The sequence below is a fragment of the Aureimonas ureilytica genome (genome assembly GCF_001475935.1).
Lineage (GTDB): Bacteria > Pseudomonadota > Alphaproteobacteria > Rhizobiales > Rhizobiaceae > Aureimonas > Aureimonas ureilytica_A.
Genome location: NZ_LDQA01000007.1, coordinates 13,130 through 39,454 on the forward strand (window position 1 = coordinate 13,130; position 26,325 = coordinate 39,454).

A 26,325-nucleotide genomic window follows, 5' to 3' on the forward strand; every position below is an offset into this window, starting at 1 on the left:
CTCCGCTCCTCGTGATCGAACGAAAATCCGTCGACCATCCTCCGCGCGGTGGTTTCGCCCCCAACTCCGAGCGCTTCACGGCAGGCCGACCGCCTCTCGCCACCAGCCTCGCGCGGGTCTATGAGACGCTGCGTCAGGCAAGGAGGCCCGTCATGGCGGAATGGAATCCTTCACTCTACAGCCGTTTCGAGGACGAGCGCACGCGGCCCGCGCGCGACCTACTGGCCCGCTGCCGGCTGGATGCGCCCGAGGGCGGGCGGGGCCTTCGCATCGCCGATCTCGGCTGCGGCCCGGGCAACTCGACCGAACTCCTGTTCCAACGCTTTCCCGACGCCGAGATCACCGGCTTCGATACGTCGGAAGCCATGCTGGACACGGCGCGCTGGCGCTTGCCCAACTGCCGGTTCGAGCGGGCCGATATCGGCGCCTTCGAGCCGGCCGCGCCCTTCGATCTTCTCTATGCCAATGCCTCGCTGCAATGGGTGCTGGGGCATGACAGGCTGATCCCCCGCCTGTTCGCCCATGTCGCGCCGAGCGGACTTCTCGCCGCGCAAATCCCGGACAATCTCACTGAACCGGCGCAGATCGCCATGCGCGACATCGCGGCGGAGCCGGACTTTGCCGGGCTTCTTTCGGGCATGTCGGAGGCGCGGGAGGATGTCGCCGCGCGCAGCAGCTATTACGACTGGTTGATCCCGCAGGCGAGTGAGGTCGATGTCTGGACCACGATCTACGAGCATCCGATGGAGAGCGCGGCCGCGATCACCGACTGGTTCCGCTCGACGGGGCTGAAGCCCTTTATCGATCCGCTCGATGAAGACGCGCGAGCACGGTTTCTCCAGCGCTATACCGAAGAGATGGAGCGGCGCTACGAGGCGAGAGCCGACGGACAGCGGCTTCTGGCCTTTCCCCGCCTGTTCTTCGTGGCGCGGCGTCGGTGATCACGCATGAAAAAAGGGCCTCGCGGCCCTTTCGCATTTGCCTGTCCCTGACGCCACTCAGCCGTAGCGGCGCATCAGAAACATGTCTTCGTCGGCGCTGGGATCGCGCAGGGCGACGGCCACGCGCATCCGGATTTCGGCCAGCGTGAAGGGCTTGTCCACGACGCCGAGAATGATCTGGCAGAGATCCTCGGCCGCTTCGCGCTGCTCGGCATAGCCGGTCATCAGCAGGATCGGCAGGTCGGGGAAGGCCGAGCGCGCGGCATAGGCCAGCTCGATGCCGGTCATGCCCGGCATGCGGATGTCCGACAGGATGAGATCGAAACGCCCGTTTTCCTCGGCGAGGATATCGATGGCCATTTCGCCATCCTCGGCCATGACGATCTCATGTCCTTCCATGCGCAGAGCACGGGCCACGAGGAGTCGGACGCCTGCTTCATCTTCCGCGATGAGGATTCTTGCCATGATCCGTCAAACTCCCACACATCGGCCGGGGCCGCCCGGCTTTGGGCAAGACCGGCCCCTAGATCGGATTATCCGGCATCATCCTTGTGCGAAGCCTTACGAAGCGTGGTTAGAGAAGGGTAAAAACTTCAATCGGCGTGAGATCGACATCCGGCGAGATGATACGGATGGCGGAAGATCATGCGACAGTAGAAAGCTTATGTATCTGAAAGATGTGAATCCGAAATACCTGATATTGTCTGGCGCTTTCAGCATATCCTAACGGAAATCAGCGAGAGCATGAGGCTCGAACCGCGTCTCGACCAAGCTTAGGTGCCTCCGTGAGTCCAGCTCTCGTCTTGGACGTCCCCACTCTCTTCAAGCTCATGTTCCTGGTGGACATGGTGGTATGCCTCCTGCTAACGGCCTATCGCGCCGACGCTCACTATGCGGAGGCCATTCGTGGCTTTGTTCTGGGTCGCCTTCTGCACGGTTCCGCCTGCCTGCTCCTGGGGCTGGTTGGTCTTCTGCCTCCAGCCCTATCGCTGATCCTGCCGACGAGTATGGTGTTCCTGGGTTATAGCTTGGAAGGCGCCACGATCGCGCGCTTGCGGGGGCTCGGCCGGCTCCAAAGCGTGATACCCGTCTGCATCGCCCTTATCGGCATCGGCTTCGTCCATCTCGGGACTTGGAGCCAGCCCTATCTGATCGGGATCGCCAGCGGGTTCGTCAGCCTGATGTGCCTCTACACGAGCCTTGCGATTGTTCTACCTGCGCATCGCACGCGGCTGGTCTGGATGATGTTCGGGGTTTTCCTGCTGAACTGCGTGGCGTCGGCCGTCCGATCCTATTCCGGCTTTTTCGACGGCGTGTCTCTGAACGATCCGTCCGTTCCTCAAACGAGCGGACTTGTGGCCGCCTATATCTATTGCGTCGGCGGAGGGGTGGGCTTCCTGCTTTTCCTGAAGGAAGAGGCGGACCGCGCCTTGCTGCGCCAAGCGCAAAGCGATCCGTTGACTGGGCTTCTCAATCGCCGCGCGTTTTTCGAGGCGCTGGGTGAGGGCTTGGCGGCCTGCGAGCTGGGGCGGTCTCCGCTCTCGATTCTGTGCTTCGATCTCGATTATTTCAAGTCGGTCAACGACACCTACGGCCATCAGGCCGGCGACGAGGTCTTGTGCAAGGTCAGCGCCGTGGTCGCGGCCACTCTGACGGCGCACGGCTTCTCGACCCGGCCCGGACGCATTGGCGGAGAGGAGTTCGCGGCCTTCATGCCCTGTAATGCGGCCGGCGCGACTCAGATCGCCGAAGCGGTTCGGCTGGCTGTGATGGGCACCCGGTTTTCCGGCGTGCCGGGCCTCACCTGCACCGCGAGCATCGGCGTCGCGGAAGCGCTGCCGGTTGGGGATTCGCTTCAGTCGCTCGTGCGCCGCTGCGACCTCGCCCTCTATGAGGCCAAGGCGCGGGGGCGCAATCAGGTCGTCCTGTTGAACTCTCAGCTCACGACGCGGCCGACGAAGGGCAGTTCGCGGAACGTGTGGGCGACGTCCATCCCGTAGCCGACGACGAAGTGATCGGGGCAGTCGAATCCGACATAATCGGCTTCCAGCTCGATCACCCGGCGCATACGCTTGTCGAGAAGCACGGCGATTTCCGCGCCGGTCGCCCCGCGCGAGAGCATGAGGTCGCGCGCGAATTTCAGCGTGCGGCCCGATTCCAGAATATCGTCCACGATCAGCACCTTGCGGCCGGCGATCTGCCCGTCGAGATCGCGCACGATGCGTACGTCCCCGCCGACCGTCCCCGTGCCGTAGGAGGAGAGCTGGATGAACTCCATCTCTGGCGCCACATGATGGCGGTGCAGCGCGCGGATGAGATCGGCCGCGAAGATGAACGAGCCTTTGAGCACGGCTACGACGAGCAGGTTCTCGGGCTTGTGAGCCGCGATCTCGGCAGCCATGCGCTCGATCTCGCGGGCGATGTCCTCTTCGGAGAAGAGCGTTTCGATCGTCTTGCCGCGCACGCGGATCATGGATGTACCCTTCCTGCCAGCACGGACTGTTTCACCTGCGGCTTTGCCTGCGGCGACATAGGCGCGGGCGCGGCAAAGAGGAAGAGGAAGGCGAAAAGACAGATCATCAGCCGTGTCTCGACGCTCATGTCCTTCGCGACGCTGCGACGCGAGCCGAGGTCGCGCGAGCGGGGCAAGGGCGCGGCGTTGCTGTTGGCCGTTTCGAAATCGTCCCAGCGATAGGGTCCGGCTGGAGCCGGCTCCGGTTCGGCCGGCGGGGCGGCCGAAGAAATGCGTCTGGCCTGGAGATCGATGACGATGCTTCGGCTTTCGCGCCAAGGCGTCTGGTCGTAGGCGCGTGCGGCGGAGGAGGCGTGACGAGAGCGCAAGGGCCGCTCCTGAAGCTGGTACGATAAAGGCCGGCGAAGGCGCCGATTGGTCAGCGATCGGTAAGCTCGCATGGTTAATAAGACATAAAGACCTTGCGCCGAGGCTGACCTCGCCGGCCCGAATGGCGCCGGAAAGTTGCGCCAAACCGACAGGGCGTGAGACAAGGCCGCGACCCTGCCGGGGCGGGCGGGAATGCGAAAGGGCGGAACGGCTTGATCCGGTTCGAGAATGTGGGCCTGCGTTACGACATGGGGCCGGAGGTGCTGCGCGATCTCACCTTCGAGATCCGCGCGCGCTCGTTCCAGTTTCTGACCGGGCCTTCGGGCGCGGGCAAAACCAGCCTTCTGCGGATGCTCTTCCTGGCTCTGAGGCCGACGCGCGGCACGATCACCGTGCTCGGCCGCGACGCCGCGACATTGAAGCGCACCGATCTTCCCGCCATTCGCCGGCGGATCGGCGTGGTGTTTCAGGACTTCCGCCTGCTCGACCATATGACGACCTACGAGAATGTCGCGCTGCCGCTCCGCGTGCGCGGCAAGGACGAGGCGAGCTACCGGCAGGACGTGATCGACCTGATCCGCTGGGTGGGCCTGGGCGACCGGCTCGACGCGCCCCCGCTCGTTCTCTCGGGCGGCGAAAAGCAGCGCGCGGCGATCGCGCGCGCTCTGATCGACCAGCCCGATATTCTTCTGGCCGACGAGCCGACCGGCAATGTCGATCCGCCTTTGGCGCGCCGTCTTTTGCGGCTCTTCATGGAACTCAACCGGACCGGCACCGCGGTCGTCATCGCCACGCACGATCTGGCGCTGATGGAGCAGGTGGAAGCCCGGCGGCTGGTGCTGGGAGACGGGCGGCTCGACATCTATGATTGATCGCGTTCTCTCCCGCTTGCCGGCCCTCGCGCGCTCGGCCGGCGCGCGCGCCGCGCCCATCGTGCCGCCCGGCAATGTCGCGGGCCGCGCGCTTCTGACCGTCATCGCCATCATGACCTTTCTGGCCAGCCTCACGGTCGGGGCGGTGACGCTGGTGTCCGACACGGCCGCGCAATGGCAATCTCAGATCGCGCGCGAGGTCACGGTGCAGATCCGACCCGACGAGGGGCTGGACATGGGCGCCGCGCTCAGCCGCGTGCAGATGGTGGCGCTCTCGACCCATGGCATCCTGTCGGCCGAGGCGATGGACGACGCGGCCACCAGCCGGCTTCTGGAGCCTTGGCTCGGCGAAGGGCTGAAGCTCGACGATCTGCCCGTGCCCCGTCTCGTCATTATCGCCATCAACGAGGACGATCCGCCCGATTTCGCCGCGCTCGGCAAGGCGATCCGCGACGCCGTGCCCCAGGCCAGCCTCGACGATCACCGCGCCTGGGTGTCACGCCTCGTGTCCATGGCCCATGCCACCGTCTGGACCGGCATCGCCATTCTGGCGCTGGTGCTGGTGGCAACCGTGCTCACCGTCGTCTTCGCCACGCGCGGCGCCATGACGGGCAACCGGCACATCATCGAGGTGCTGCATTTCGTCGGCGCGCGGGGCTCCTTCATCGCGGCCGAGTTCCAGCGCCATTTCCTGAAGCTCGGCCTCATCGGCGCCTTGGCCGGCGGCGCGGTCGCGCTCTGCGCCTTCTACCTCTTCGGGCGCTGGACGGCGGCCAATCAGGCGACGCCCGAAGCCGACCAGATCAGCGCCCTGTTCGGCTCCTTTTCCATCGGCTGGACCGGCTATGGCGGCGTTCTCCTGCTGATCGTGCTGATCGGGGTGTTGACGGCGGTCACATCTCGCGTGACCGTGATCCGGCAATTGGCCGCCATCGACATGCTCTCGCCGGTGGAAGCGTGAACGAACAATCGAGAGCCGGCGTTATATGGGCATGACGGGCACGGAGGGTTTGAGGCGCGAGGTCGGGAGCACGGAAAGCCGGCGTCGAACGCGGCATACCGGGCGGCGTCTCTTCGTGGCCGTGTTCCTTCTGGGCTTTGCCGCCGCTTCCTATCTCGCCGGCGGTTTCGTGCGCTTCGCGCGGGACGTGGCGCTTCTGACGACGCCCCCCGAGGCCGCGCAGGCGGACGGGATCGTGGTGCTGACCGGCGGCGAGCAGCGGCTGCAACAGGGCATCGAGCTTCTGCGCAGCGGGGAGGGGCAGCGGCTTCTCGTCAGCGGCGTCAATCGCGGCACCAGCGCCAAGGCTCTGGCGCGCACCACGGGCACCGACAGCGCCTTGTTCGAATGCTGCGTCGATCTCGACTACGAGGCGCTGAACACGATCGGCAATGCCGAAATGGCGACCCGCTGGGCCCATCGGCACGGTTTCCGCCGCCTGCTGCTCGTGACCAGCGACTACCATATCCCGCGTTCGCTCCTGGAAATGGCCGATGTCCCGGACGCTCCCGAAGTGGTTCCCTATCCCGTCTCGCCCGATAAGCTCTGGCGGGCCGATGGCTGGCCGACGCGGCTGGGTCTCCGGCTTCTTGCGACCGAATATGCCAAGGTTCTGGCGGTGAAGGCGCGCGTCGCCTGGCACCATGTGGTGACCGCCGACGGCGAGCGGCGCGTGGCCGGGCATGTCGGCTCTCAGGCGTCCTTCAAATAATCCTCAAAGCCTCGTATGACAGCGGCGCGCGAGCCCTCGCGCGCAGCCCGGCCGGCCTTTTGCGATCCCGTTCATGACGCTTATTCGATCCATCCTGTTTCAGATCCTGTTCTACGCCAATCTGGCGGGGCAGATTCTCCTGTATCTGCCGATCTTCTTCATCGTGCCCGAGCGGGTCTGCTGGCGGCTGGTGAAGTTCTGGGCGCGCTCCAGTCTCTGGCTCCTGCGCCTCACGGCCGGCACGCGCTCGGTGATCACGGGGCAGGAGCATGTTCCCGCCGGCCCGGTGATCGTGGCGTCCAAGCACCAGTCCTTCTGGGAGGTGATCGCGCTTGTGCCTGAGTTCGAGAAGCCGACCTTCATCCTCAAGAAGGAGCTGATGAAGATTCCCGTCTTCGGCTGGTACGCCAAGCGCATGGGCATGATCCCCGTGGATCGCAAGCGGCGCGGCGCGGTGCTGCCGAGCCTTCTGGCCGAGGCGCGCAAAGCCATCGCGGACGGGCGGCAGATCATCATCTTTCCCGAAGGCACCCGCGCCGCGCCGGGCACCGCGCCGAACTATCGCCCCGGCATCCACTTCCTCTACGATGCGCTGGGCCTCAGCATCGTGCCGGTCGGCCTCAATTCCGGCCTCTTCTGGCCACGGCAGGCGGTGCGCCGTCAGCCCGGCACGATCCGCGCGGAGTTTCTGGAGCCGATCGGCCCGGGCCTGAAGCGAGACGCGTTGCTGAAGACCCTCGGAGGGCGGATCGAAGCCTCGTCCGACGCGCTGATGCGCCGGGCCATCGCCGAGCAGCCCGCCTTGCCGGTGAGCCCGCTTCTGGCCGCGCATCTGGCGCAGACGGTCTGAGCCAGCCCATCAAAGCCGGGCGACCACCTCGCCGAGCCAGCGGTCGGTGAGGCCGAGCCGACGGATTTCCTCATGGGCCGAGCGGACATAATCGACATTGGGGCCGGACTGGCCGTGCCCGCCCGCCACCAGCCGGGCCGCCGTGTCCACGTCCAGCCGCCCGGCATATTGCGTATGGCCGCGATCCACGATGTAGGCGAGGGCGCGCACGGGGCGCCCGTCCTCGAGGCGGATCGGCAGGGTCGTTTCCTTATAGACGCTGGTCGGCAGTTCGCGCTCGCGCAGATAGGCGATCACCTCCTCGCGCTTGGCTTCGGCAACGCGAAATCCCATGCCGATGCAGGAGCCGCCCCGGTCGAGCCCGAAGACGAGGCCCGGCCGCTCCGGCGTGCCGCGATGCACATGGGAGTAGATGCAGAGCGAGCGATGGAAGCCGCCGAGCCGGGCCTTCACCCGCTCCTCGAAGGCAAAGCCCGGCCGCCACATCAGCGAGCCATAGCCAAACACCCACAAATCGCCCATAGCGCTTGCCATTCCCTTGGCGGGCACGCCACACGCTTGCCCGGTTTGACGGATGCAGCCTCATCCCCGAGCCGAATCGGGTTGTGAAACCACGCGCGCCAGCCGGGCTCGAATCCGGCCACGACGCCTCTGGCGAGAAAAAGGACGAGACGATGGCAAGGTCAAGCATACCGGCGCAGGCTCCACGACGCTCGGCTGCCGGCCGCGTCTTCGGCTGGCTTCTCGCGCTGGTCATCCTTCTGGCTGCGATTGGCGCGGGCGGGTGGTACTGGCTGGCGGGCGAGCTCGACCGGCGCATCGCCTCGGCGCTGGATGCGGCAGCCGGCCAGGGCGCGGTGGTGCTGTGCGAAAACCGGCAGGTCTTCGGCTTTCCCTTCCGGCTGGGTCTCTCCTGCGACAGGATTTCGGTGGATGCGCAGCAGAACGGCGTGCGCCTCGCCACCGGCGCGCTGCGCACGGCCGCCCAGGTCTACGACCCCAGCCATATCGTCGCCGAACTCGACGGCCCCGCGCTGGTGGACACGCCCGATCTGCCCCCGCTCCATCTGAACTGGACGCTGGCCCAGGCCTCCAGCACGCTCTGGACGGAAGGGTTGGAGCGCTTCTCGCTGGTGATGGAAGCCCCGGTTCTCTCGACCCGCAACGGGCAGGAAGCCGGCGCGCCGATTGCCAGTTCGCAGCATCTCGAAGCCCATGCGCGGCAGAACGGCGCGGCGCTGGATCTCGCCTTCACCGACAAGGCGATCGCCGCCACGATCCCCGGCATCCCGCCGCTTCCCCCCTTCGATCTCTCGGCCGATCTCTCGCTGGACGGCGCGGCCGGCTGGCTGCGGTCGGGCGTTCCGGCCGCCAATGTCTCGGAAGCTTTGCGCGGGCAGGCGGGTACGATCCGCCTTCTCGAACTTTCGTTGCCGGGCGGCGGCGGGGCGCAATTGTCAGGCCCGTTCAGCGTGTCGCCGACGGGCGAACTCTCGGGCGATTTCCGCCTCGCGCTCGAAAATCCGCAGGCCATCGCCGGTCTGGTCGGTGTCCTCGTGCCCGGCACCGGCGGGCTCGCCACCACGATCGCCGGCGCGGTCGGCTTTGCCGGCCGGCAGGAGGGCGGAAAGACCGTGGTGGACGTTCAGGTGCGAAATGGCGAAGCGCGCCTCGGCTTCATCCCGCTCGGCCGCCTGCCGCGCATCTGAGACAGACGGTCGCCGGTTCGATGGTTCGTTCTATACGCTTTCGTATAGCTGAAACCTTCGCTCGACTCGGCCTGTTGGACGGACATCCCATCCTTTCGGAGATGTCTCTTGAACCGTTTGCTCTCGTCTTCGGCCCTGTCTCTCGCCGCCGTTCTCATCGCTTTCCCGGTGCTGGCGCAGCCAGCGCCCGCACCATCCAGCCAAGCCGCACCCTCGGGCCAAGAGCTGGCGGCGTCCGTCGCCGGGACCGAGGGCCAAGCCCTCGCGCCCAAGCTGCGGGAGATCGGCGCGGAGGGATCAAGCTCTCCCGCCACGCCGCCAGCCGTGCCGCAGGACTCATCGCCCTATCCCAACAATCAGGTGAGTTCGGCGCCCTACATCTCGCCCAATGGCGGCGAGGAGGGTCTGAAAGCCTCGGTGCGCGCGCTTCAGAACACGCTGACGGAACTGCAGGCCTTGCAACTCCAGACCAAGCAGGCGCACTGGAACGTGTCCGGTCCGTTCTTCTATCCCCTGCATGAGCAACTCGACGAGCAGCACACGGCCTGGGGCAAGATGGCCGATCTCGTCGCCGAGCGCCTGCTCGCCATCGGCGTCTCGTCGGACGGCCGCGCGACGACCATCGTCCAGACCTCTTCGCTGCCGGAGTTTCCGGGCGGCTTCATCGACGACGGCGAGGTCGTGCGCTGGTTCACCCTGGCCTACAAGCAGGTGGGCGAAGAGGTGCGCGGCGCGATCCGCGCGTCTGAGGAAAACGACCCGGAGACCTCCAACATCCTGCAGGAGGTGGAAGGGCAACTCGCCAAGTATCAGTGGATGATGCGCGCCTATGTGCAGACGACGCCGACCGACGCCAACAACGCGCAGCCGCTGAACACGGGGCGGTCGATCGATCTTCCCGCCAACCGCGAGCCGGTCCAGCTGAATGGCGCGAACACGGGCGACACGCGCTCCGATGGGGCACCCAAGGCCGCGCCGCCGCAGCCCGGAATGCCAAAGCCCGGAATGCCGAAGCCGAATACGCCGCCGGCACCGCGCCCCTGAACCGACCCGAGACAGGGCCGAGGCTTCGCAGCCTCGGCTCTCCATTCATTCGCCCGGCGCGGAGCCTTCGTTCCACGGGTCCTTGCGGGGCTTGAGGCGGCCGAAATTGGCCTCCTGCGTGTCCTGGCCCGCTTCCACGATGGAGCGGCGGATGGCGCGGGTGCGCGTGAAGAGGTCGAACAGCGTGTCCCCGTCCGCCCAGCGGATGGCCCGCTGGAGCGAGGCGAGGTCTTCCGAGAAGCGCGCCAGCATTTCCAGAACCGCCTCGCGATTGTTCAGGAAGATGTCGCGCCACATGGTCGGGTCGGAGGCGGCGATGCGCGTGAAGTCGCGAAAGCCCGAGGCCGAGAACTTGATGACCTCGGATTGCGTAACCGTCTCCAGATCGGCGGCGGTGCCGACGATATTGTAGGCGATGAGATGGGGCACATGGCTGACGATGGCGAGCACGAGGTCATGGTGCTCGGCCGTCATGGTCTCGACCATCGCGCCCGTCGCCTTCCAGAAGCGCACGAGGCGCTCGGTGGCGGCGGGGTCGGTGCCTTCGATCGGCGTCAGGATGGTCCAGCGGTTTTCGAACAGCTCCAGAAAGCCCGCGTCCGGGCCGGACTGCTCGGTGCCGGCGATCGGATGGCCCGGCACGAAATGAACGTGACCCGGCAGATGCGGCTGCATGGCCGAGACGACTGCTGCCTTGACCGAGCCGACATCCGATACGATCGCGCCGGGCTTCAGATGCGGGCCGATGGCCGCTGCCGCCGCGCCGCAGGAGCCGACCGGCAGGCACAGGATCACGAGATCGGCGCCGGCCACGGCCTCGGCCGGGTCGAGATGGTAGCTCGTGCCGAGCTTCAGCTCTTCGGCGCGCTTCAGCGTCTCGGGCCGGCGCGTGGCGATGGCGACCTCGCCGGCCAAGCCCCGGTCGCGGATATTGAGCGCGATGGAGGAGCCGATGAGGCCGATGCCGATCAGCGCGACCTTGTCGAAAAGCGGCGTGGTCATCGGCCCATGAACTCCTTCAGCGCGGCGAGAACGCCTTCGTTGGCCTCAGCCGAGCCGACCGTCATGCGTAGCGCATGGGGGAAGCCGTAGCCCGTGACGCGGCGCAGGATGAAACCGCGCTCGGTCAGGAAAGCGTCGGCCTCGGCCGCCGTGCGCCCGGAATCCTGCGGAAAGTGGACGAGCACGAAATTACCGACCGAGGGCGTCACGCGCAGGCCGAGCGCGGAGAGGCCCACGGTCAGTCGCTCCAGCCATTCATTGTTGTGCGCGACGGTCTTCTCGACATGGGCGCGGTCGCGAATGGCCGCCGCGCCGGCCGCGATGGCCATGGCGTTGAGGTTGAAGGGGCCGCGAATGCGGTCCAGCGCGTCCACGATGGCTTCGGGCGCGTACATCCAGCCGATGCGCAGGCTGGCGAGCCCGTGGATCTTCGAGAAGGTGCGCGTCATCACGACATTCTCGTTCTCGGAGACGAGTTCGAGGCCGGACGAATAGTCGTTGCGACGGACATATTCCGCATAGGCCGCGTCGAGCACGAGCAGCACATGCGCGGGCAGGGCGGCATGAAGGCGGCGCACTTCGTCCGCCGGCAGATAGGTGCCGGTCGGATTGTTCGGATTGGCGAGAAAGACGATCTTGGTGCGCGGGGTCACGCAGGCGAGGATCGCATCCACCTCCGCCCGCTCGTCCCGCTCCTTGGCGACGACCGGCACCGCACCCGCCGCGCGGATATAGATGTCGTAGACGAGAAAGCCGTGCTCGGTGTGAACGGCTTCGTCGCCGGGCGACAGGAAGCCTTGGGCGAGCAGGCCGAGCAACTCGTCCGAGCCGTTGCCGCAAAGGATGTTGGCGGGGTTCAGCCCATGCACCTCGCCGATCGCCTGACGCAGCGCGTTCGCCTGCCCGTCGGGGTAGAGTTCGAGATGGGTCGTCACTTCGGCGAGCGCCGCCTGTACGGCGGGCGAAGCGCCGAAAGGCGTCTCGTTGGAGGAAAGCTTGTGCAGCTTCACGCCTTCGGGGGCGCGGCTCTTGCCCGGCACATAGGCGTGGATATCCAGAACGCCGGGCTTGGGAACGGGACGCGCGCGCTGTTCGGACATGGGAAACGAGCCTGCAAGGTTGGCGAAAATCGTTGGGGGTCGCATAGACCCGCCACGCCGCCTTGTCGAGGACCGCAGCCGGCACGGGCCGAAACGTCAGGGCGCAGGGGAGGGCGCGCGCAAGATTGTTGCCTTCGCGCCCGGCAGTCGATAGCACAGGTCATGTCCATCATCGCCGATCCTGTCACCGGGGAAAACCTCGGCATTCGCGAGGCCCGCCAGCCCTCGTCCAAGGTCGCCTATTTCGGCGAAAACGAGCCGCTGCGCCTCGATGCCGGGCGCACGCTCTCTCCCTTTCACATCGCCTACGAGACCTATGGCGAGCTGAACGCCGACAAGTCCAACGCGATCTATGTCTGCCATGCGCTGACGGGCGACCAGTACGCCGCCAGCCCCAATCCTGTGACCGGCAAGCCCGGCTGGTGGTCCACGCTGATCGGGCCGGGCAAGCCGATCGACACGGATCGCTTCTTTGTGGTCTGCTCCAATGTCATCGGCTCCTGCATGGGCTCGACCGGTCCGGCCTCGGTCGATCTGTCCACCGGCCTGCCCTATGCGCTCGATCTGCCCGTTCTCACCATCCCAGACATGGTGCGCGCGCAGGCGATGCTGATGGATCGGCTCGGCATCGGCCAGCTCTTCGCCGTGATCGGCGGCTCGATGGGCGGGATGCAGTGCCTGCAATGGACGGTGGCTTATCCCGAGCGCGTCTTCGCGGCGCTGCCGATCGCCACCGGCGCGCGCCATTCCTCGCAGAACATCGCCTTTCATGAGGTCGGCCGGCAGGCCGTCATGGCCGATCCCGATTGGCGCGGCGGGCATTACCTTCAATACGGCACGCGCCCTCACAAGGGGCTCGCCGTCGCGCGCATGGCCGCGCATGTGACCTATCTCTCGGAAGCGGCGCTGCATCGCAAATTCGGCCGCAACCTTCAGGATCGCGAAAAGCTCGGCTTCGGCTTCGAGGCCGATTTCCAGATCGAGAGCTATCTGCGCCACCAAGGCATGACCTTCGTCGATCGCTTCGACGCCAATGCCTATCTCTATCTCACCCGCGCGATGGATTATTTCGACATCGCGGGCGAGCATGGGGGCAAGCTGGCCGAGGCTTTTCGAGGGGCCAAGACGCGCTTCTGCCTCGTCTCCTTCTCGTCCGACTGGCTGTTCCCGACCAGCGAAAGCCGCTCGATCGTTCATGCGCTGAACGCCAATGCCGCCTCCGTCTCCTTCGTGGAGATCGAGACCGACAAAGGCCACGACGCTTTTCTTCTCGACGAGCCGGAATTCACCGGCGCGGTGCAGGGCTTCGTCTCTTCCGCCGCCAAGGCCAGAGGCCTTCTGCCATGAGCGTGACCGCCGCCCCCGTTCCCGCCACGGCCGAGGTCGCGGACGCGCCCAGCCGGCGCGTCGATCTCGAACTCATCGCCGACCTCGTCGCGCGCGGCAGCCGCGTCCTCGACATCGGCTGCGGCGACGGCTCGCTGATGGAAATTCTCCAGAGCCGACGCGGCGTGGATGTGCGCGGCATCGAATTGTCGCAGCCCGGTGTCAACGAATGCGTGCGGCGGGGCCTGTCGGTGATCCAAGGCGATGCCGACCGCGATCTCGTCCATTATCCTGATGGCGCCTTCGACTACGCCATCCTGTCCCAGACCATCCAGGCGACCGACAATCCCAAGCTCGTCCTCTCCGAGCTTCTGCGGATCGGCCGGCGCGCGGTCGTCTCCTTCCCGAATTTCGGCCACTGGTCGGTGCGCTCGTCCCTGTTCTTCAAGGGGCGGATGCCGGTGACCAAGAGCCTGTCTTATTCCTGGTACGACACGCCCAACATCCATTTCTGCACGATCCGCGATTTCGTAGACCTCGCGCGCGAAGTGGGCGCCGAGGTCGAGACCGCCGTCGCGCTCAACGCGTCCGGCGAGCGCCTGGGCGTGCGGATGCCCTGGTGGCTGTGGAACCTGTTCGGCCAGCAGGCGGTGTTCGTCTTGAAGCGGTGAGGGAAGCCATCCTTCTCCATAAGGACGAGGCAGGGAAAGGCATCAGCCCGCGACGGTTTGATCGAGCGTGCCCGTGTCTCGTTCCTCTGCCAGCCGTGCCAGTCGGGCGAGGTGGAAATCGTTCATCCAGTCTTCATAGCCCAAGAGTTCTCCCTCGCGCCGCTCGGTCTCGACCGACCAAATCTGGTCGATGAACATCGCGTCGTGCAGAGCGATCAACTCGTCGATCCGCCACTCTTCGGCGGGTAGGGCAAAGTAGATGCAATGCATTCTCCACGGGAGCCGCGGTCTCGGGTCCAAGCAGCAGTCCCGCCGAACGAGACGGCCGGCTGCGACATGACGGTCGAACCGCCTGAGATAGCGAACCAGCACGGGGGAGAGGGCATCCAACGCGTCTCCGAAGAAGGCGGCGGGCTTGATGCCGGCCAGCATCAGGCCGAGTTCGCGGTTCGTATGCAGGAGATAAGGATACTGCGCCTGTATGTCGGAGAGCGTGCGCATGAAGAGCTTTCTCGTCTCGCAGGCCAGACGCAGAACTACCATTCCGGGGCCGCGCGGCCTTCTCTATAGGCCACGCATGTCGCCTCGATAACGCGAACCCCTTACAGCCCCACCATCTTCAAGCTCGCCTCGCCATAGCGCTCGCCGCTGACCTTGCCGGGGGCGAAGGTTTCGCTGAGTTCGGCGAGATCGTCGGCGGACAGCGTGACGTTCACCGAGTCGGTGTTCTCTTCCAGATACTTCATGCGCTTGGTGCCGGGGATGGGCACGATGTCCTCTCCCTGCGCCAGAACCCAGGCCAGCGCCACCTGCGAGGGGCGGGCGGCATGGCGCTCGGCAACGCCTTCGACCGTGCGCAGGAGCTGGCGGTTCTTCTCGATATTGCCTTCGGCAAAGCGCGGCGCGGTGCGGCGGTAGTCATCCTCGGGGATCGCCTCGCGCGTGGGGAAACGCCCCGTCAGGAAGCCGCGTCCGAGCGGGGAATAGGGCACGAAGCCTATGCCGAGTTCACGCAGGGTCGGCAGGATGTCCGCTTCCGGGTCGCGGCTCCAGAGGGAATATTCGGTCTGAAGCGCGGCGATGGGCCAGGTCGCATGGGCGCGGCGGATCGTCTGCGGCCCGGCTTCCGACAGGCCGAGAAAGCCGATCTTGCCCTCTTCCACCAGCCGGCTCATCTCGCCCACCGTGTCCTCGATCGGAACGTTCGGATCGACCCGGTGCTGGTAGTAGAGATCGATCCGCTCCACGCCGAGGCGCTGGAGGCTGGCGTCGCAGGCCTTGCGCACATAGTCCGGCCGGCCGTTGATGCCGAGCCGCTCGCCCGTTGGCGCGCGCATATGGCCGAACTTGGTGGCGAGGATGACGCTGTCTCGCCGGCCCTTCAGCGCGCGGCCGACCAACTCCTCATTATGGCCGACGCCATACATGTCCGCCGTGTCGATGAAGGTGACGCCGAGATCGAGCGCCCGGTGGATGACGTTGAGCGACTCGGCATCGTCGCCCTCGCCGTAGAATTCCGACATGCCCATGCAGCCGAGGCCGAGAGCGGAGACCGTGAGGTCGGGGCCGAGCTTGCGCTGTTCCATAAAAATGTCTCCGTGAGGGCTGGAAGGAAAACTCGTGTCAGCGGTGAAGGGCGGGCGCGCCATGCGGCAGGAGAACCGGGCGCAGGCGGCGCAGACGCTGCTTCTCGCGATGCGTGACGGGAATGCCGCGATACACAAGCTTCGTCGCCTCCAAGATGATGGCGCCGCAGAAGATCGGCCAGCCGCGCCGCCCCATCCGCTCCCAGAGCGGCGCGATGTTGAGAAGACCGGCGCGGCGAAAGGGCGGGAAGTGCAGCGCGTCGGAAAAGCCCGAGGGCGTGAACATGGTTTCGCGCAGGAGCTGCGTCGCCTGGGTCCGCGACCAGGGCCGGCCCGAGCCGAAAGGCGTGTGCTCGAAGCGGGTCCAGACGCCGCGCCGGCTCGGCAAAACCAGAACCAGCCGCCCGCCGGGCGCCAAGACCCGCCAGGCTTCGCCCAGCATCTCCGTCGGACTTTCGGCAAATTCCAGCGCATGGACCATGAGGATGCGGTCGATGCAGGCGTCACCCAGCGGCAGCTCGGCCGGATGGACGAGGGCGGTCAGCGAGGGCTGATGCACCGGCCAGTTCACCGCGCCTTGGGCGGCGGGCATGAAGGCGAGGCGGCGCTCCGAATCGGTGGCCAGCTTGTCGAGATAGGGAATGGCATAGCCGATGCCGACCAGCCGCTCCTGCGGGATCGGCTTCCAGATCGGACCTAAGGCCATCGCGACCGAGCGCACGGCGGCCTCGCCGAGGCGGGTGGCATAGAAGTCCCGCAATTCGGTGATGTCGGCGTTCAATCGCAGGCTCGCGGCTGTTGCACTTCGTGTCCGACCCTAACGCAATGCGCGCGCCTTCGCACCGCTGTTTTGTTGCTGGGCCGTGATGCCCTATCTCTGGCGGCATAAGAGCGCCTAACAAAACCTCGGGGGTCGGCTGGCCGGGTCTTTTTGCCAACCACTTTGTCGCGAATGCTCGCCGATGCCGCCGGCATCGACTGCGCTTCGCTCCGCGTGGATTGACAAAAATCCCTCGGCCAGCCTCCGCCCAGAGGTTTTGTTAGGCGCTCTAAGCCGCGAAACGAGGGAGAGCGCATTGGCCGCTTCGATCCGACAATTCACCTGCCGCCGGGACAATTTCGGCGTTCTCCTGCATGATCAGGACAGCGGCATCACGCTGTCGATCGACGCGCCGGAAGAAGGTCCGATCCTGCGCGCGCTCGAGCAGGAAGGCTGGTGTCTGACCCATATCCTGACGACGCATCACCATGACGACCATGTCAGCGCCAACGAGGCGCTGAAGGCACGGTTCGGCTGCGAGATCATCGGCCCGGCGAACGAGGCGGCGCGCATTCCGGGGCTCGACCGACCTGTGCGTGGGGGCGATCGCTTCGCGCTGGGGCGCATTCAGGTGGAGGTGATCGACACGCCCGGCCACACGGCGGGCGAGATTTCCTATTTCCTGCCGGGGGAAAAGGCGCTCTTTGCCGCGGACGCCCTGTTCTCGCTTGGTTGCGGCCGGCTTTTCGAGGGGACCCCCGCGCAGATGTGGGAGAGCCTCCAGCGCCTGCGCGCGCTGCCCGACGACACGATGCTCTATTGCGGCCATGAATACACCGCGACCAACGCCCGCTTTGCCGTGGATGTCGATCCCGGCAATCTCCTGTTGCAGGAGCGGGTGAAAGAGGTCGAGGCGCTGCGGGTCGAGCACCGCGCGACGCTACCCGTCGCGCTCGGGCGGGAGAAGAAGACCAACCCATTCCTGCGGGCGGACGATCCCGAGTTGGCCGCCGCCTTCGGCATGGAAGGGGCCGATCCCGTCGCGATCTTCGCGGCGCTGCGCGAGAAGAGGAACGGATATTGAGGGCGCGGGACGTCATCGCACGGCTGAAGCTCCAGCCCCATCCCGAAGGCGGCTGGTATCGCGAAACCTTCCGGGACGAGGCGGTGGACGGGGAGGGACGTTCGCGCTCCACCGCCATCCTCTATCTTCTGGACATCGGCGAAACCTCGGAATGGCATCGCGTCACGGATGCGGCCGAGACCTGGCACTGGCATGCCGGCGCGCCGCTGGCCTTGACGCTTTCGCCCAACGGGCATGACGCGTCCTCGCATCGGCTGGGGCCGAGCATCCTGATCGGGGAGATGCCGCAGCTGACCGTTCCCGCCGGCTGCTGGCAGACGGCGACGAGCCTCGGCGAATGGACGCTGGTGGGCTGCACCGTCGCCCCCGGCTTCCGTTTTGAGAGCTTCGAGATGGCCCCCAAGGACTGGCGCCCCATGCCGCGCCCGGCGCGGGGCGGGTAGCCGAGCCGGCCTCAACTCGTCACATGATATCGCGCGGCAGGCTTGTCGCGCGATGCGTTGGCGGACAGCCGCTGCTCGGCCGCGACATAGGCGTCCCAGTCCGTGATATCGGGCACGGACGGGATGCAGACCGGCTCGCCGAGTTCCAGCGCGCGCAGCGAGGCGGTGACGAGATCGTCCGCCGACATGACGCGCTCGGGCGGAAAGCGCGAAAGATCGTTGCCGGCGACGCGGTGGAAGTCCGTCGCGATGACGCCGGGCACCAGAAGCTGAACGCGAATGCCCGTGCCCTCGGCTTCGGCTTGGAGCGTGCGCGTGAAGCCCGTGACGAAATTCTTGGACGCGCCATAGGCCGAGTTGCCGGGCAGTTGCATGAACATGGTGCCCGACGAAATCTGGATGATCGTGCCTCGGTTTTCCACGCGCATCCGCGCCATGGCCGCGTCCGTCAGATGGGCGAGGGCGATGACATTGAGCCGGATCATCCGGTCGAAGGCGGCCAGATCCATCTCGCCGATCCGCCCGCGCGCGGCAAAGCCGGCATTGTTGACGAGCATGGCGACGAAGCTGCCTTGGCGCAGGCGCTCCGCCACGCGCGACAGGCCCTCGTCCAATTCGAGATCCGCCGGCAGCACCTCGACCGTCGTGCGATGCGTGGCTTCGATCTCGCTCTTCAACGCCTCCAGCGCCTCGCGCCGACGCGCGACCGCCAGGATGTCGTATCCCGTGGAGGCGAGATGCCGGACATAGGCCGTGCCGATGCCGGAAGAGGCTCCCGTGACGAGAGCGAGGGGGCGGGACGAAGCGGACATGGGCTGCCTTTCCTTTGGGGGCGTGCAGCCGTGGAACTAGGGGTTAAGCGCTGTTCGTCAGCCGGCCATCGCGCAGCCGGGAAAACATCGGCAGCGCGGCCAGAACCGCGCCGAGCGTGATGAGACAGGCGGCGAGCGCCAGCGCCCATGTCGCTTGCGCCTCTCCGAACAGGATGAGGACCAGCGTCGAGAGAAGCGGTGCGGCATAGCTCGCCGCCCCCAGAAGCTGGATATCGCCGCGCTTCACACCATAGTCCCAGACATAGAAGGCCGCGCCGACCGGCAGAAGGCCGAGAAGCACGACGGCGAGCCATTGGCCGCCGTCGGCCGGCCAGACGGTCGTCTCGAACATCCAATGCGCGGGCAGGGAGAGAAGCGCGGTCGCCGCGCAGAAGCCTGTCACGACATCGCTCGGCACATTACGAAAGCGGCGCGAGAGGAGCGAATAGCTCGACCATGTGAGGGCGCAAAGGCCGGCCAATGCATAGCCGACCCCATGCCCGCCCTCGAAGGACAGGCCATCGCCCTTGCCGGCGATGATGAGGCCCGCTCCGGACAGGCCAAGCAGTGCGCCGACCAGATGGAACCAGCGCAGCTTCTCGCCCGGCAACATGGCCGAGCCCAAGACGATCAGAAGCGGCCAGAGATAGGCGATGAGGCTGGCTTCCGCCGCTGGCGCGCTGCGCAAGGCCGCGAAATAGAGCGCATGATAGCCGAACAAGCCGATGACGCCGAGCGCCCAGACGGCGGGCGGCTGGCGGAACACCGAAAGCGGCACGCCGCGCAGTTTCAGCGCGGCGAGACCGACCAGCGTTCCCAACCCAAAACACATGGCATTGAGCTGGAGCGGCGGCACGGCACCGCTGCGCGCCGTCAGAAGCGCCAAAAGCGACCACATCAAAATGGCCGAAAATCCCAGCGCCGTCGCCATCTCGCCCCTCCGTCAAACCGCTTCCACGATAGCAAGGGACGCGCGACGGAGCCAAGCGAGTTGTATCCTCGCGCGCGAAGTCAGACGGACTCGCCTTTTCGAGCCGAGAAGCGAAGGGTTGGAAACAGCCTGCGAGCGTGCGCCCGTCACCTGGCCCGTTGGGGCGCTCGCATCGGCTGTTCCGAAACCTGCCGACGATATCTGGTGGGGTGGGCAGATCGGATTTTTCTGCCGGAGCCTTCGGCGCGTCGATGCTCGCTTATAAACGAGGACCCCCTTGCCGCTTTCCAGTCAAAGCGTCTGCTTCAGGCCCTCTGCCATTGGCAGCCGCATCCTTGCGCAGATCTTAGTCGCTGGCTTGCGATCATGGGCGGGGGGCTGCCGCATCACAGCCAGTCCGCACTCAAGTTCCTTGCTGGTCGATCGCTTGTATGACATTGGCGATCGGGTCTTTCAGTGGTGGAAAAAAAAGCTCCGCGCCGCCGCGAAAGAACGGCGCGGAGCCGCCGCGTCAATGCGCCAGCGCCTTTTCCAGCTCGGCCTTGCTCATCTTGGACCGGTTGGGAATATCGCGCTTGCGGGCTTCCGCATAAAGCTCGGCCTTGGTGTGCTCTTGGCCGCCCTTATGGCCATCACGATAAGCTGCGGTCTTCTTGGCGACGTCCTTGGGCTGGGCCGAATGCTGCTCGCCCTTCTTGGTGTCGGCGCGCTTCTTGTCGCTGGTCTTCTTGTATTCCTTGTCGGACAGCGCCTCGCGGGCCTTCTTGGGCAGATAGCGCTCGCCGGTTTCGGCACTCTTCTTGCCGGACTTCGTGCCCCAGTCCTCGTCCTGCCATTGCTGAAGGCTGTTGTCCTTGGACTTCTCGCCTTTGAAGCCGCCGCCTTCCTTCTCGTATTCGGCGGTCGCCATCTGTGCCTTGCGCGCGGACCACTGGCCCGGCTTGCCGCCCTTGGCGCCCTTCGTGACCTTGTCCTTCACCTTTTCCCAAAGCTTCGGATCGGTATGCTCTGCCGTGCTGGCCATTGGATGCTCCTGTGGTTGCATTTCCGTTGGCCGTCCAACGATCGAAACCGCACCGGGATGCGAGGCCACCCTGCGGCACGCCGCCGCGAGGGGGCTCGAATGAAAAGGCGGGCAAGCCCTTTCAGGCGATCAGAGCGCTGAAATCCGCGATCGAACGATTCTCGAGCACGCCATGCGTCAGGAAGTGCTGAAGCGGTTCGACGCCGGCCTGAGCGACATCGGCATTGTCGGCGAGATATTTCGTCGTGTTGAAGGCGGCGGACGGGTTACGCCCCTCATGCCAGCCATTGGCCGCGTAATGCGCCAGCGGGTCGATCTTGGCCGCGGCGACATCGCTGTTTTGCTTCAGGTAGAAGCGCGTATCGAACAGAATATTGGGGTTGCGCCCCTCGCGCCAACCATAGGCCGAATAGTGCTGGTGAGCATCCGCATGGGCGGCCGCCACGTCGGGATTGGCCATGAGATAATAGGTGGCGTCGAAATCGTCCGCATCGATATGTTGGCCGATGACCTTGTAGCTCTCGCGCCCCTCTGCCTGACCGGCCGTGAGAAAGTGCTGAAGCGGGTTGACGTGGGCCGCTGCGACGTCCGGGTTGAAATGGAGATAGAGGCGCGTATCGAAATTCAGCGAGGGGTCGCGCCCCTCCGCCGCTCCGCTCTGCGCATAGTGATCCAGCGGGTTCACGCCCGCCTTCGCGACATCGGGATTGGCGGAGAGATAGGCTTTCACATCGAAATAGGGATTGGGATTGCGGCCCTCGCGAAAACCGCTGGCGTTGAAATGCGCGAGGGGATCGACCCCCGCCGCATAAACGTCGCGCTGCGTAGCGGCGTAATAGAACGGATCGAAGAGCGGATGGCCGGGGTCGAGCTGAACCGACCCGTCGGAAAACTGGAAATGCTCGACATTGCGCACGACATCGCGAGCGCCCGCGCCGTTGCTCTCGAGCAGCAACACCGAACCGTCGATGCCGATCCGGTGGTCGTAGGAGGCAAGCGCATTCGCGAGGATCGTCGTGTCGTCGCCCGCGCCCCCATCCAGCGTGTCGTTTCCGCCGCCGCCGATCAGCGTGTCGTTGCCATCATTGCCGAAGAGTTGATTGTCGGCTGCGTTGCCTGTGATCCTGTCGTTGCCGGCACCTCCGATCGCGTTCTCGATCGTGACGCCGACTGCGATGGACACATTGCCGACAAGGCCGCCGACATCCGAGAAGGCCCCCGCATGAAGGTCGATCGTCTGGTTCTGCTGATACAGGGAAAAATCGAACGTATCGTTCCCGCCCCCATCCCATGCGCAGAAGATCAGCTTCGAGGTCGCATCCGCCGCCGACAGGAAGTCCCGCCCGGTATTGGAGTGGAAGCCGTAAATGTCGTTGCCCGTGCGCGTGGTGGAGTTGGCACCATACAACCGCTGGATCGCGGCGATGTCGTCCATCAAGGGCGCAGAGGCATCGGCTTCGCCAAACTGGCCACCTGTATGCGCTTCCGACCAATAGCTCATGATGGTGTATTGACGCGAGTCCTCGTAATACACGGCATCGGCCGCGTAGGTGAGGGGTGTGCTGTCGGTCGCATTATAGTCGCCGGGATGTTTGAGCCCCAGCGCATGGCCGATCTCATGCGCCAGAACCTGCCGGCCATAGCCGAGAAGCGTCGGGGCGGTGTTGTAGCTGTAGGTGGAATTGTACCAGCTGTCTCCAGCCACGTTCGATCGGCCCGACGGGTCAGGATAATAGGTGAAGCCGGCCGCTCCCGACATTCCCGACGCGTAATTCCCGAAGAGAATCTGCGCGTTGTCCTGGGCGCCGGCGCTTGTCGCCGCCCCGGGCGTCACCTGCTGGAAGGTGACATTCGCCACGTCGGCCCAGGATTGCAGGGCCAGTCGGGTTTGCCCGATTTGTTGATCATTGAAAGCGGAAAAGCCGCCCGTATCGACCGGCATTCTGGCGGGCGGGCTCGTGCGGAAATCATAGGTCACGACGGCCGACAGGCCCAAAGTGGCTTGGCCCGAACCGTTCCATGTCAGATCGCCTCGGCCGATCTGAGCCGCAGCCTGGGCGACGGTGAAGGAGGGTTTGTTGTTGTAGGTGCCGCTGCCGCGCGCATCGCTGTTCAAGGCTGATAGACCCTGTATCACCCCAGCGGCATCGTTCATGTGATGCAGGGGATTGCCGCAATAGATGCACATGGGACGGTTGGGCTTTCGATACGATCAGAAAGACAGGTAGTCTGCGAAAAACACGCGAGGCGTGTTGCGTCGACTCATCTGCTTCCGATTACCTAGAGATAATTTCCTAAATATCGCGTTTGGCGTGTGGCTTGGGCAACATTGAGGCCGTGTGGATCGAAGATTTGGGTTAAAGACCTTTGGATCAGTCTCGAGGTTCAGCCCAACCTGAAGCTTGTCTCCGCTTGGAATAGCACCTTACTCTCGACCTGACAGGTCGAGAATCGAGGGCAATCCATGCGGCGGCGTTTCATTCAGTGCGATGTGTTCTCTCCGCTGGCGGCGCAGGGCAATGGCTTGGCGGTGGTGCTCGACGGGGAGGGGCTGTCGGAGGAGGAGATGCGCCGCTTTGCGCGCTGGACGAATCTCGCCGAGACGACCTTTCTTCTGCCACCGTCCGACCCCGCGGCCGATTATCGCCTACGCATTTTCACCACGACGCGTGAGCTGCCCTTTGCGGGGCATCCGACGCTCGGCAGCTGCATGAGCTGGCTTCATGCGGGCGGCGTGCCCAAGGAGCCGGGCTTGGTGCGGCAGGAATGCGCGGTGGGCGTGGTGGAGATCGACGTGGCGGGCGAGCGCCCGGCCTTCGTCGCGCCGCCGACGCGCATCGAGCCGCTGGCCCCGGACCGGCTCGAATCGGCCGCCCGCGCGCTGCGGATCGACCCCGCCGATATTCTGCGCTCGGCGCTCCTTACCAACGGCCCCGTCTGGGAGTTCCTGGAACTGCGCGATGCGGACTGCGTCCTGCGCGCGGATGCGAGCGGGGCAAGCTTTCCCGAGGAACGGGCGATCGGTCTTCTGGGAACGTATCCGACGGGCTCCGAGGTCGATGCCGAGGTGCGGATGATCGACATCTGGCACGGCGTGAAGGAAGATCCGATCACCGGCTCGCTCAACGCGGCCATCGCCTGCTGGCTGAAGGCCGAGGGGCGGCTGACCCAACCCTATGTCGCCGCACAGGGGCGCTGCATCGCGCGCCAAGGCCGCGTTCACGTCGCCCCGCGTGGGCAGGACATTCTAATCGGCGGCGACGTGTCGATCCTGATCGAAGGCGTGCTCGATTTCTGAGAGCCCGTTTGGAAACTCGGCGGTGGAGGGGCAACGAAACGGGGGCGGAAAAGACCCGTCGCGCCGACCCGACCGAGTTTTCAAACAGGCTCTAAGGCTTGATTTTTCAGGGTTTGGCGAATCGGGTCGCCGTCAGCGTCAGCGGGCCGACCTGCGTGGGAATGCGGACATAGACCGGCGCGTAGATGCCGCTTTGGCCGATCGGCGCGAACCAAAGCTGGATCGTACGTCCTTGCAGGAACTTGATGCCGTTGGATGAGGTCCGATAGCCCGACACCGGGCGGATGCGCGCGTTGCAGGCGATGGCCTTGCCCGAATAACCGTCTGCTTGGAAATCCTGCTCGCCGTCGCCCGGCGACAGGACGAGGTCGAGCCGCGACCAGCCATCATAGAAGGGAACCGGCTGGCGGCAGATGGCGGCCGGGTCGCTGCCCGGCTTGATCATCAACCCGCCCAGGGGATCGACGACGTTGGCGAGCTGCGAGGGCGTCACGGGAATGAAGTCGGACGGGGGCGGGTTCTGCGCGGGGGGCGCGATGTCGGAGGAGACGGCGCGCCCGTTGCGATAGCGCACATCGGCGCGCCAGGATTTCTTGTCGCTCGTATATTGCAGCCGGTATCGCTCGGGCAAAAGCCGGTTGCCGGTGATGCGGCCCGACACGGAACTCGTGCCGCGCGTCGAGGACACGAGTTCGGCAAGCCCCGCCGAGGAAAGCTGGCCTTTGACCGAATAGCGCGTCGGCGAAAGGCGCGTCTCGAAGCTCGCGCGGCCGACCGGCAGGCCGATCAGGGAAATGCGATACTCGGTCTTCAGGGCGCTCTGAGCCTCAGCCGCCGGGGCGAAGCTCGTCAGGGCGAGGCCGAGAAGCGCGAGGCGTGCGAACATGCTGAAATCCTTGGCCGGAGTGCCGGAAGCAGAAGCCGCGCTCTCGGAAGAACGGTCGGAGCAGGGCGATAGACGTTTCCAAAGGATGGGATTCGAGGGGGATCGGGCGCAAGGGGGCCGGCACAGCTTTATGACGGCGGGTTGACGCAGAAGGCCGCGGAGACTATAGGAACCCACGATTTTCCGATCATGCCATGGGGTCGATGATCGCGCTGCCGTCCGGCGGCGGCGCGCCCCGCAAGGCCGTATCGATTTGTTTGAAAGGTGATCCCATGTCGCGCGCTTGCGAACTAACCGGCAAGGCCGTCCAGTCCGGTAACAATGTCAGCCACGCGAATAACAAGACGCGTCGCCGCTTCCTGCCGAACCTGTGCCAGGTCACGCTGATCTCCGACGCGCTCGGCCAGCGTTTCCGCCTGCGCGTCAGCGCCCATGCTCTGCGTTCGGTCGAGCATCGCGGTGGCCTCGACGCCTTCCTCGCGAAGGCCGCCGAGATCGAACTGTCGCCCCGCGCTCGCCTTCTGAAGCGCCAGATCGCCAAGAAGGTCGCCGGCGAGGCCCAGGCCGCCTGATCCTTCGATCCCTGAGGGACCGATTGGGAAGCGCTACCGCTCGCGGTGGCGCTTCTTGTTTTTGGGGGCGGTGTTTCGTCCCGACGCGCCGCCCCCGACTTGTCGGGGGCTCCCATCGACCGCTGGTGCCATACCCCAGCCTAAAAAAATGGAACGAGCCGTGACCTCTTCGCGCCGCTACGTGCTGCCGGTGATCGCCATGACGATCATCGTCCTCTTCTCCAACGTCTCCGTTCAGTTTCCCGTGCAGGGCGAGATCGGGCCTCTGAAGCTCGCCGACCTTCTGACCTGGGGCGCCTTCGTTTATCCCTTCGCCTTCATCGTGACCGATGTGAACAACCGGCTCTATGGTCCGTCCATGGCGCGCCGGGTCGTGTATCTCGGCTTCTGTCTGGCGGTTGTCAGCTCCGTCTTGTTCCCGCCGATTCTCTACCGGCTCGGCCTCGTGCCCTTCGAGACGGAAGCGGGGCGTCTCCTGCGCATCGCGCTCGCCAGCGGCACGGCCTTCCTGATGGCGCAACTCCTGGACATTCTCGTCTTCAATCGTCTGCGTCTCATGTCCTGGTGGAAGGCACCGCTCGCCAGCGGCATTCTCGGCACGGTGCTGGACACGCTCACCTTCTTCACCGTCGCCTTCGCGCCGCTCTTCGTCTTCCTCGGGCCGAATGATGCCTTCTCGCTGGAACACGCGCCGCTCTTCGGCCTGCTGCCGGTGGAGGCCCCGCGCTGGCTTTCCTGGGCGCTGGGGGATTTCGGCGTGAAGCTGACGATTGCGATCTTCGGCCTCGTGCCCTACCGCGTGGTGATCAACAGCGTGCTGCCCTACCGGGACACGCAGGCCGTCTCGGCCTGACGACATG

Annotated in this window: 29 protein-coding genes; 15 read left to right on the top strand and 14 right to left on the bottom strand. The window is 65.5% G+C overall.

The window, feature by feature from the left end; all coding sequences use genetic code 11:
* Positions 1-152 precede the first annotated feature (152 nt).
* Positions 153-941: a trans-aconitate 2-methyltransferase gene (gene tam / locus NS365_RS01980; protein ID WP_058598668.1), complete on the top strand. Its 789-nt coding sequence runs from the start codon at positions 153-155 to the stop codon at positions 939-941.
* Positions 942-998: 57 nt separating this feature from the next.
* Here tam and NS365_RS01985 read toward each other — a convergent pair whose 3' ends face one another.
* The gene (locus NS365_RS01985) at positions 999-1,406 is read right to left on the bottom strand and encodes a response regulator (RefSeq protein WP_058598608.1); all 408 of its coding nucleotides are present in this window, start codon (positions 1,404-1,406) and stop codon (positions 999-1,001) included.
* Positions 1,407-1,726: 320 nt separating this feature from the next.
* On the opposite strand from NS365_RS01985, the gene NS365_RS01990 reads away from it, so the two are divergent.
* Complete coding sequence (locus NS365_RS01990) at positions 1,727-2,941, top strand: GGDEF domain-containing protein (protein ID WP_153003616.1); 1,215 nt, start codon at positions 1,727-1,729, stop codon at positions 2,939-2,941.
* On the opposite strand, the gene hpt is transcribed toward NS365_RS01990, so the two are convergent.
* Together hpt and NS365_RS02000 are read right to left on the bottom strand one after the other, a co-directional pair.
* A complete protein-coding gene (gene hpt / locus NS365_RS01995; RefSeq protein WP_058598610.1) occupies positions 2,878-3,414 on the bottom strand; it encodes a hypoxanthine phosphoribosyltransferase in 537 nt (178 codons plus the stop codon). The genes NS365_RS01990 and hpt overlap by 64 nt on opposite strands.
* Positions 3,411-3,782 carry a hypothetical protein gene (locus NS365_RS02000; RefSeq protein WP_058598611.1) on the bottom strand — a complete coding sequence of 124 codons (372 nt, stop codon included), beginning with the start codon at positions 3,780-3,782 and terminating at the stop codon, positions 3,411-3,413. Before NS365_RS02000 ends, hpt begins: the two co-directional genes overlap by 4 nt.
* Positions 3,783-3,995: 213 nt before the next feature.
* Here NS365_RS02000 and ftsE point away from each other — a divergent pair, with 213 nt between their 5' ends.
* The 4 genes from ftsE to NS365_RS02020 all read left to right on the top strand — a co-directional run bounded on the left by ftsE (position 3,996) and on the right by NS365_RS02020 (position 7,217).
* On the top strand, positions 3,996-4,655 hold the full coding sequence (ftsE, locus tag NS365_RS02005; protein WP_058598612.1) for a cell division ATP-binding protein FtsE: 660 nt from the start codon (positions 3,996-3,998) through the stop codon (positions 4,653-4,655).
* A complete protein-coding gene (locus NS365_RS02010) occupies positions 4,648-5,616 on the top strand; it encodes a cell division protein FtsX (protein WP_058598613.1) in 969 nt (322 codons plus the stop codon). The genes ftsE and NS365_RS02010 overlap by 8 nt, the downstream gene beginning before the upstream one ends.
* A 25-nt stretch (positions 5,617-5,641) precedes the next feature.
* Positions 5,642-6,367: a YdcF family protein gene (locus tag NS365_RS02015; RefSeq protein WP_244498331.1), complete on the top strand. Its 726-nt coding sequence runs from the start codon at positions 5,642-5,644 to the stop codon at positions 6,365-6,367.
* 73 nt (positions 6,368-6,440) lie between these two features.
* Positions 6,441-7,217 (top strand): lysophospholipid acyltransferase family protein, encoded by a 777-nt coding sequence (locus NS365_RS02020; RefSeq protein ID WP_058598614.1) that lies wholly within the window; start codon positions 6,441-6,443, stop codon positions 7,215-7,217.
* 9 nt (positions 7,218-7,226) lie between these two features.
* On the opposite strand, the gene NS365_RS02025 is transcribed toward NS365_RS02020, so the two are convergent.
* Entirely contained in the window at positions 7,227-7,739 is a 513-nt protein-coding gene (locus NS365_RS02025) for a gamma-glutamylcyclotransferase (RefSeq protein WP_058598615.1), read from the bottom strand.
* A 152-nt stretch (positions 7,740-7,891) separates the two neighbouring features.
* On the opposite strand from NS365_RS02025, the gene NS365_RS02030 reads away from it, so the two are divergent.
* Together NS365_RS02030 and NS365_RS02035 are read left to right on the top strand one after the other, a co-directional pair.
* Positions 7,892-8,926, top strand: a complete 1,035-nt coding sequence (locus NS365_RS02030) for a DUF2125 domain-containing protein (protein ID WP_153003617.1) — start codon at positions 7,892-7,894, stop codon at positions 8,924-8,926.
* A 108-nt stretch (positions 8,927-9,034) separates the two neighbouring features.
* Entirely contained in the window at positions 9,035-9,970 is a 936-nt protein-coding gene (locus NS365_RS02035; RefSeq protein WP_082684359.1) for a Dps family protein, read from the top strand.
* 45 nt (positions 9,971-10,015) lie between these two features.
* Here NS365_RS02035 and NS365_RS02040 read toward each other — a convergent pair whose 3' ends face one another.
* Positions 10,016-10,972, bottom strand: coding sequence for a prephenate/arogenate dehydrogenase family protein (locus tag NS365_RS02040; protein WP_058598617.1), 957 nt, complete (start codon positions 10,970-10,972; stop codon positions 10,016-10,018).
* Positions 10,969-12,072 (bottom strand): histidinol-phosphate transaminase, encoded by a 1,104-nt coding sequence (gene hisC / locus NS365_RS02045; protein WP_058598618.1) that lies wholly within the window; start codon positions 12,070-12,072, stop codon positions 10,969-10,971. Before hisC ends, NS365_RS02040 begins: the two co-directional genes overlap by 4 nt.
* A 162-nt stretch (positions 12,073-12,234) precedes the next feature.
* On the opposite strand from hisC, the gene metX reads away from it, so the two are divergent.
* Together metX and metW are read left to right on the top strand one after the other, a co-directional pair.
* Positions 12,235-13,419 (top strand): homoserine O-acetyltransferase MetX, encoded by a 1,185-nt coding sequence (metX, locus tag NS365_RS02050; protein WP_058598619.1) that lies wholly within the window; start codon positions 12,235-12,237, stop codon positions 13,417-13,419.
* Entirely contained in the window at positions 13,416-14,069 is a 654-nt protein-coding gene (gene metW, locus NS365_RS02055) for a methionine biosynthesis protein MetW (protein ID WP_058598620.1), read from the top strand. Before metX ends, metW begins: the two co-directional genes overlap by 4 nt.
* A gap of 42 nt (positions 14,070-14,111) precedes the next feature.
* Here the strand turns inward: metW and NS365_RS02060 are convergent, their stop codons facing one another.
* From NS365_RS02060 to NS365_RS02070, 3 genes are read right to left on the bottom strand one after another with little or no spacing between them, the layout of a single operon-like run.
* Positions 14,112-14,612, bottom strand: a complete 501-nt coding sequence (locus NS365_RS02060) for a hypothetical protein (RefSeq protein ID WP_206612113.1) — start codon at positions 14,610-14,612, stop codon at positions 14,112-14,114.
* A 59-nt stretch (positions 14,613-14,671) separates the two neighbouring features.
* Positions 14,672-15,655 (bottom strand): aldo/keto reductase, encoded by a 984-nt coding sequence (locus NS365_RS02065; RefSeq protein ID WP_058598622.1) that lies wholly within the window; start codon positions 15,653-15,655, stop codon positions 14,672-14,674.
* 37 nt (positions 15,656-15,692) lie between these two features.
* Positions 15,693-16,436: a class I SAM-dependent methyltransferase gene (locus tag NS365_RS02070; RefSeq protein WP_058598623.1), complete on the bottom strand. Its 744-nt coding sequence runs from the start codon at positions 16,434-16,436 to the stop codon at positions 15,693-15,695.
* 295 nt (positions 16,437-16,731) lie between these two features.
* Between NS365_RS02070 and gloB the strand changes: the two genes are divergently transcribed.
* Both gloB and NS365_RS02080 read left to right on the top strand, forming a co-directional pair.
* Positions 16,732-17,499 (top strand): hydroxyacylglutathione hydrolase, encoded by a 768-nt coding sequence (gene gloB / locus NS365_RS02075; protein WP_058598624.1) that lies wholly within the window; start codon positions 16,732-16,734, stop codon positions 17,497-17,499.
* Positions 17,496-17,942, top strand: coding sequence for a cupin domain-containing protein (locus NS365_RS02080; RefSeq protein ID WP_058598625.1), 447 nt, complete (start codon positions 17,496-17,498; stop codon positions 17,940-17,942). The genes gloB and NS365_RS02080 overlap by 4 nt, the downstream gene beginning before the upstream one ends.
* 11 nt (positions 17,943-17,953) lie before the next feature.
* Here NS365_RS02080 and NS365_RS02085 read toward each other — a convergent pair whose 3' ends face one another.
* The 4 genes from NS365_RS02085 to NS365_RS02100 all read right to left on the bottom strand — a co-directional run bounded on the left by NS365_RS02085 (position 17,954) and on the right by NS365_RS02100 (position 22,897).
* Complete coding sequence (locus NS365_RS02085; RefSeq protein ID WP_058598626.1) at positions 17,954-18,754, bottom strand: SDR family NAD(P)-dependent oxidoreductase; 801 nt, start codon at positions 18,752-18,754, stop codon at positions 17,954-17,956.
* Between the two features lie 43 nt (positions 18,755-18,797).
* Positions 18,798-19,685: an aromatic amino acid exporter YddG gene (yddG, locus tag NS365_RS02090; protein WP_058598627.1), complete on the bottom strand. Its 888-nt coding sequence runs from the start codon at positions 19,683-19,685 to the stop codon at positions 18,798-18,800.
* 511 nt (positions 19,686-20,196) lie between these two features.
* Positions 20,197-20,709: a hypothetical protein gene (locus NS365_RS02095; protein WP_058598628.1), complete on the bottom strand. Its 513-nt coding sequence runs from the start codon at positions 20,707-20,709 to the stop codon at positions 20,197-20,199.
* Positions 20,710-20,830: 121 nt separating this feature from the next.
* On the bottom strand, positions 20,831-22,897 hold the full coding sequence (locus tag NS365_RS02100) for a M10 family metallopeptidase C-terminal domain-containing protein (RefSeq protein WP_058598629.1): 2,067 nt from the start codon (positions 22,895-22,897) through the stop codon (positions 20,831-20,833).
* Between the two features lie 276 nt (positions 22,898-23,173).
* On the opposite strand from NS365_RS02100, the gene NS365_RS02105 reads away from it, so the two are divergent.
* On the top strand, positions 23,174-24,007 hold the full coding sequence (locus NS365_RS02105; RefSeq protein ID WP_058598630.1) for a PhzF family phenazine biosynthesis protein: 834 nt from the start codon (positions 23,174-23,176) through the stop codon (positions 24,005-24,007).
* A 106-nt stretch (positions 24,008-24,113) separates the two neighbouring features.
* Here NS365_RS02105 and NS365_RS02110 read toward each other — a convergent pair whose 3' ends face one another.
* On the bottom strand, positions 24,114-24,893 hold the full coding sequence (locus NS365_RS02110; protein ID WP_058598631.1) for a DUF3108 domain-containing protein: 780 nt from the start codon (positions 24,891-24,893) through the stop codon (positions 24,114-24,116).
* A gap of 272 nt (positions 24,894-25,165) precedes the next feature.
* On the opposite strand from NS365_RS02110, the gene rpmB reads away from it, so the two are divergent.
* Both rpmB and NS365_RS02120 read left to right on the top strand, forming a co-directional pair.
* Positions 25,166-25,465 carry a 50S ribosomal protein L28 gene (rpmB, locus tag NS365_RS02115; RefSeq protein WP_058598670.1) on the top strand — a complete coding sequence of 100 codons (300 nt, stop codon included), beginning with the start codon at positions 25,166-25,168 and terminating at the stop codon, positions 25,463-25,465.
* A gap of 160 nt (positions 25,466-25,625) precedes the next feature.
* Complete coding sequence (locus NS365_RS02120; RefSeq protein WP_058598632.1) at positions 25,626-26,318, top strand: queuosine precursor transporter; 693 nt, start codon at positions 25,626-25,628, stop codon at positions 26,316-26,318.
* The last annotated feature ends 7 nt before the right edge of the window (positions 26,319-26,325 follow it).

Bases quoted from the DNA above. Each gene is read 5' to 3' on its own strand.
- NS365_RS02085 (WP_058598626.1), bottom strand. From the start codon at position 18,754: ATGTCCGCTTCGTCCCGCCCCCTCGCTCTCGTCACGGGAGCCTCTTCC.
- NS365_RS02040 (WP_058598617.1), bottom strand. From the start codon at position 10,972: ATGACCACGCCGCTTTTCGACAAGGTCGCGCTGATCGGCATCGGCCTC.
- NS365_RS02100 (WP_058598629.1), bottom strand. From the start codon at position 22,897: ATGTGCATCTATTGCGGCAATCCCCTGCATCACATGAACGATGCCGCT.
- rpmB (WP_058598670.1), top strand. From the start codon at position 25,166: ATGTCGCGCGCTTGCGAACTAACCGGCAAGGCCGTCCAGTCCGGTAAC.
- NS365_RS02030 (WP_153003617.1), top strand. From the start codon at position 7,892: ATGGCAAGGTCAAGCATACCGGCGCAGGCTCCACGACGCTCGGCTGCC.
- NS365_RS02020 (WP_058598614.1), top strand. From the start codon at position 6,441: ATGACGCTTATTCGATCCATCCTGTTTCAGATCCTGTTCTACGCCAAT.
- yddG (WP_058598627.1), bottom strand. From the start codon at position 19,685: ATGGCGACGGCGCTGGGATTTTCGGCCATTTTGATGTGGTCGCTTTTG.
- NS365_RS02025 (WP_058598615.1), bottom strand. From the start codon at position 7,739: ATGGGCGATTTGTGGGTGTTTGGCTATGGCTCGCTGATGTGGCGGCCG.
- NS365_RS02065 (WP_058598622.1), bottom strand. From the start codon at position 15,655: ATGGAACAGCGCAAGCTCGGCCCCGACCTCACGGTCTCCGCTCTCGGC.
- metW (WP_058598620.1), top strand. From the start codon at position 13,416: ATGAGCGTGACCGCCGCCCCCGTTCCCGCCACGGCCGAGGTCGCGGAC.
- NS365_RS02010 (WP_058598613.1), top strand. From the start codon at position 4,648: ATGATTGATCGCGTTCTCTCCCGCTTGCCGGCCCTCGCGCGCTCGGCC.
- hpt (WP_058598610.1), bottom strand. From the start codon at position 3,414: ATGATCCGCGTGCGCGGCAAGACGATCGAAACGCTCTTCTCCGAAGAG.
- NS365_RS02105 (WP_058598630.1), top strand. From the start codon at position 23,174: ATGCGGCGGCGTTTCATTCAGTGCGATGTGTTCTCTCCGCTGGCGGCG.
- NS365_RS02095 (WP_058598628.1), bottom strand. From the start codon at position 20,709: ATGGCCAGCACGGCAGAGCATACCGATCCGAAGCTTTGGGAAAAGGTG.
- metX (WP_058598619.1), top strand. From the start codon at position 12,235: ATGTCCATCATCGCCGATCCTGTCACCGGGGAAAACCTCGGCATTCGC.
- hisC (WP_058598618.1), bottom strand. From the start codon at position 12,072: ATGTCCGAACAGCGCGCGCGTCCCGTTCCCAAGCCCGGCGTTCTGGAT.
- NS365_RS02110 (WP_058598631.1), bottom strand. From the start codon at position 24,893: ATGTTCGCACGCCTCGCGCTTCTCGGCCTCGCCCTGACGAGCTTCGCC.
- NS365_RS01985 (WP_058598608.1), bottom strand. From the start codon at position 1,406: ATGGCAAGAATCCTCATCGCGGAAGATGAAGCAGGCGTCCGACTCCTC.
- NS365_RS02060 (WP_206612113.1), bottom strand. From the start codon at position 14,612: ATGGTAGTTCTGCGTCTGGCCTGCGAGACGAGAAAGCTCTTCATGCGC.
- tam (WP_058598668.1), top strand. From the start codon at position 153: ATGGCGGAATGGAATCCTTCACTCTACAGCCGTTTCGAGGACGAGCGC.
- NS365_RS02015 (WP_244498331.1), top strand. From the start codon at position 5,642: ATGGGCATGACGGGCACGGAGGGTTTGAGGCGCGAGGTCGGGAGCACG.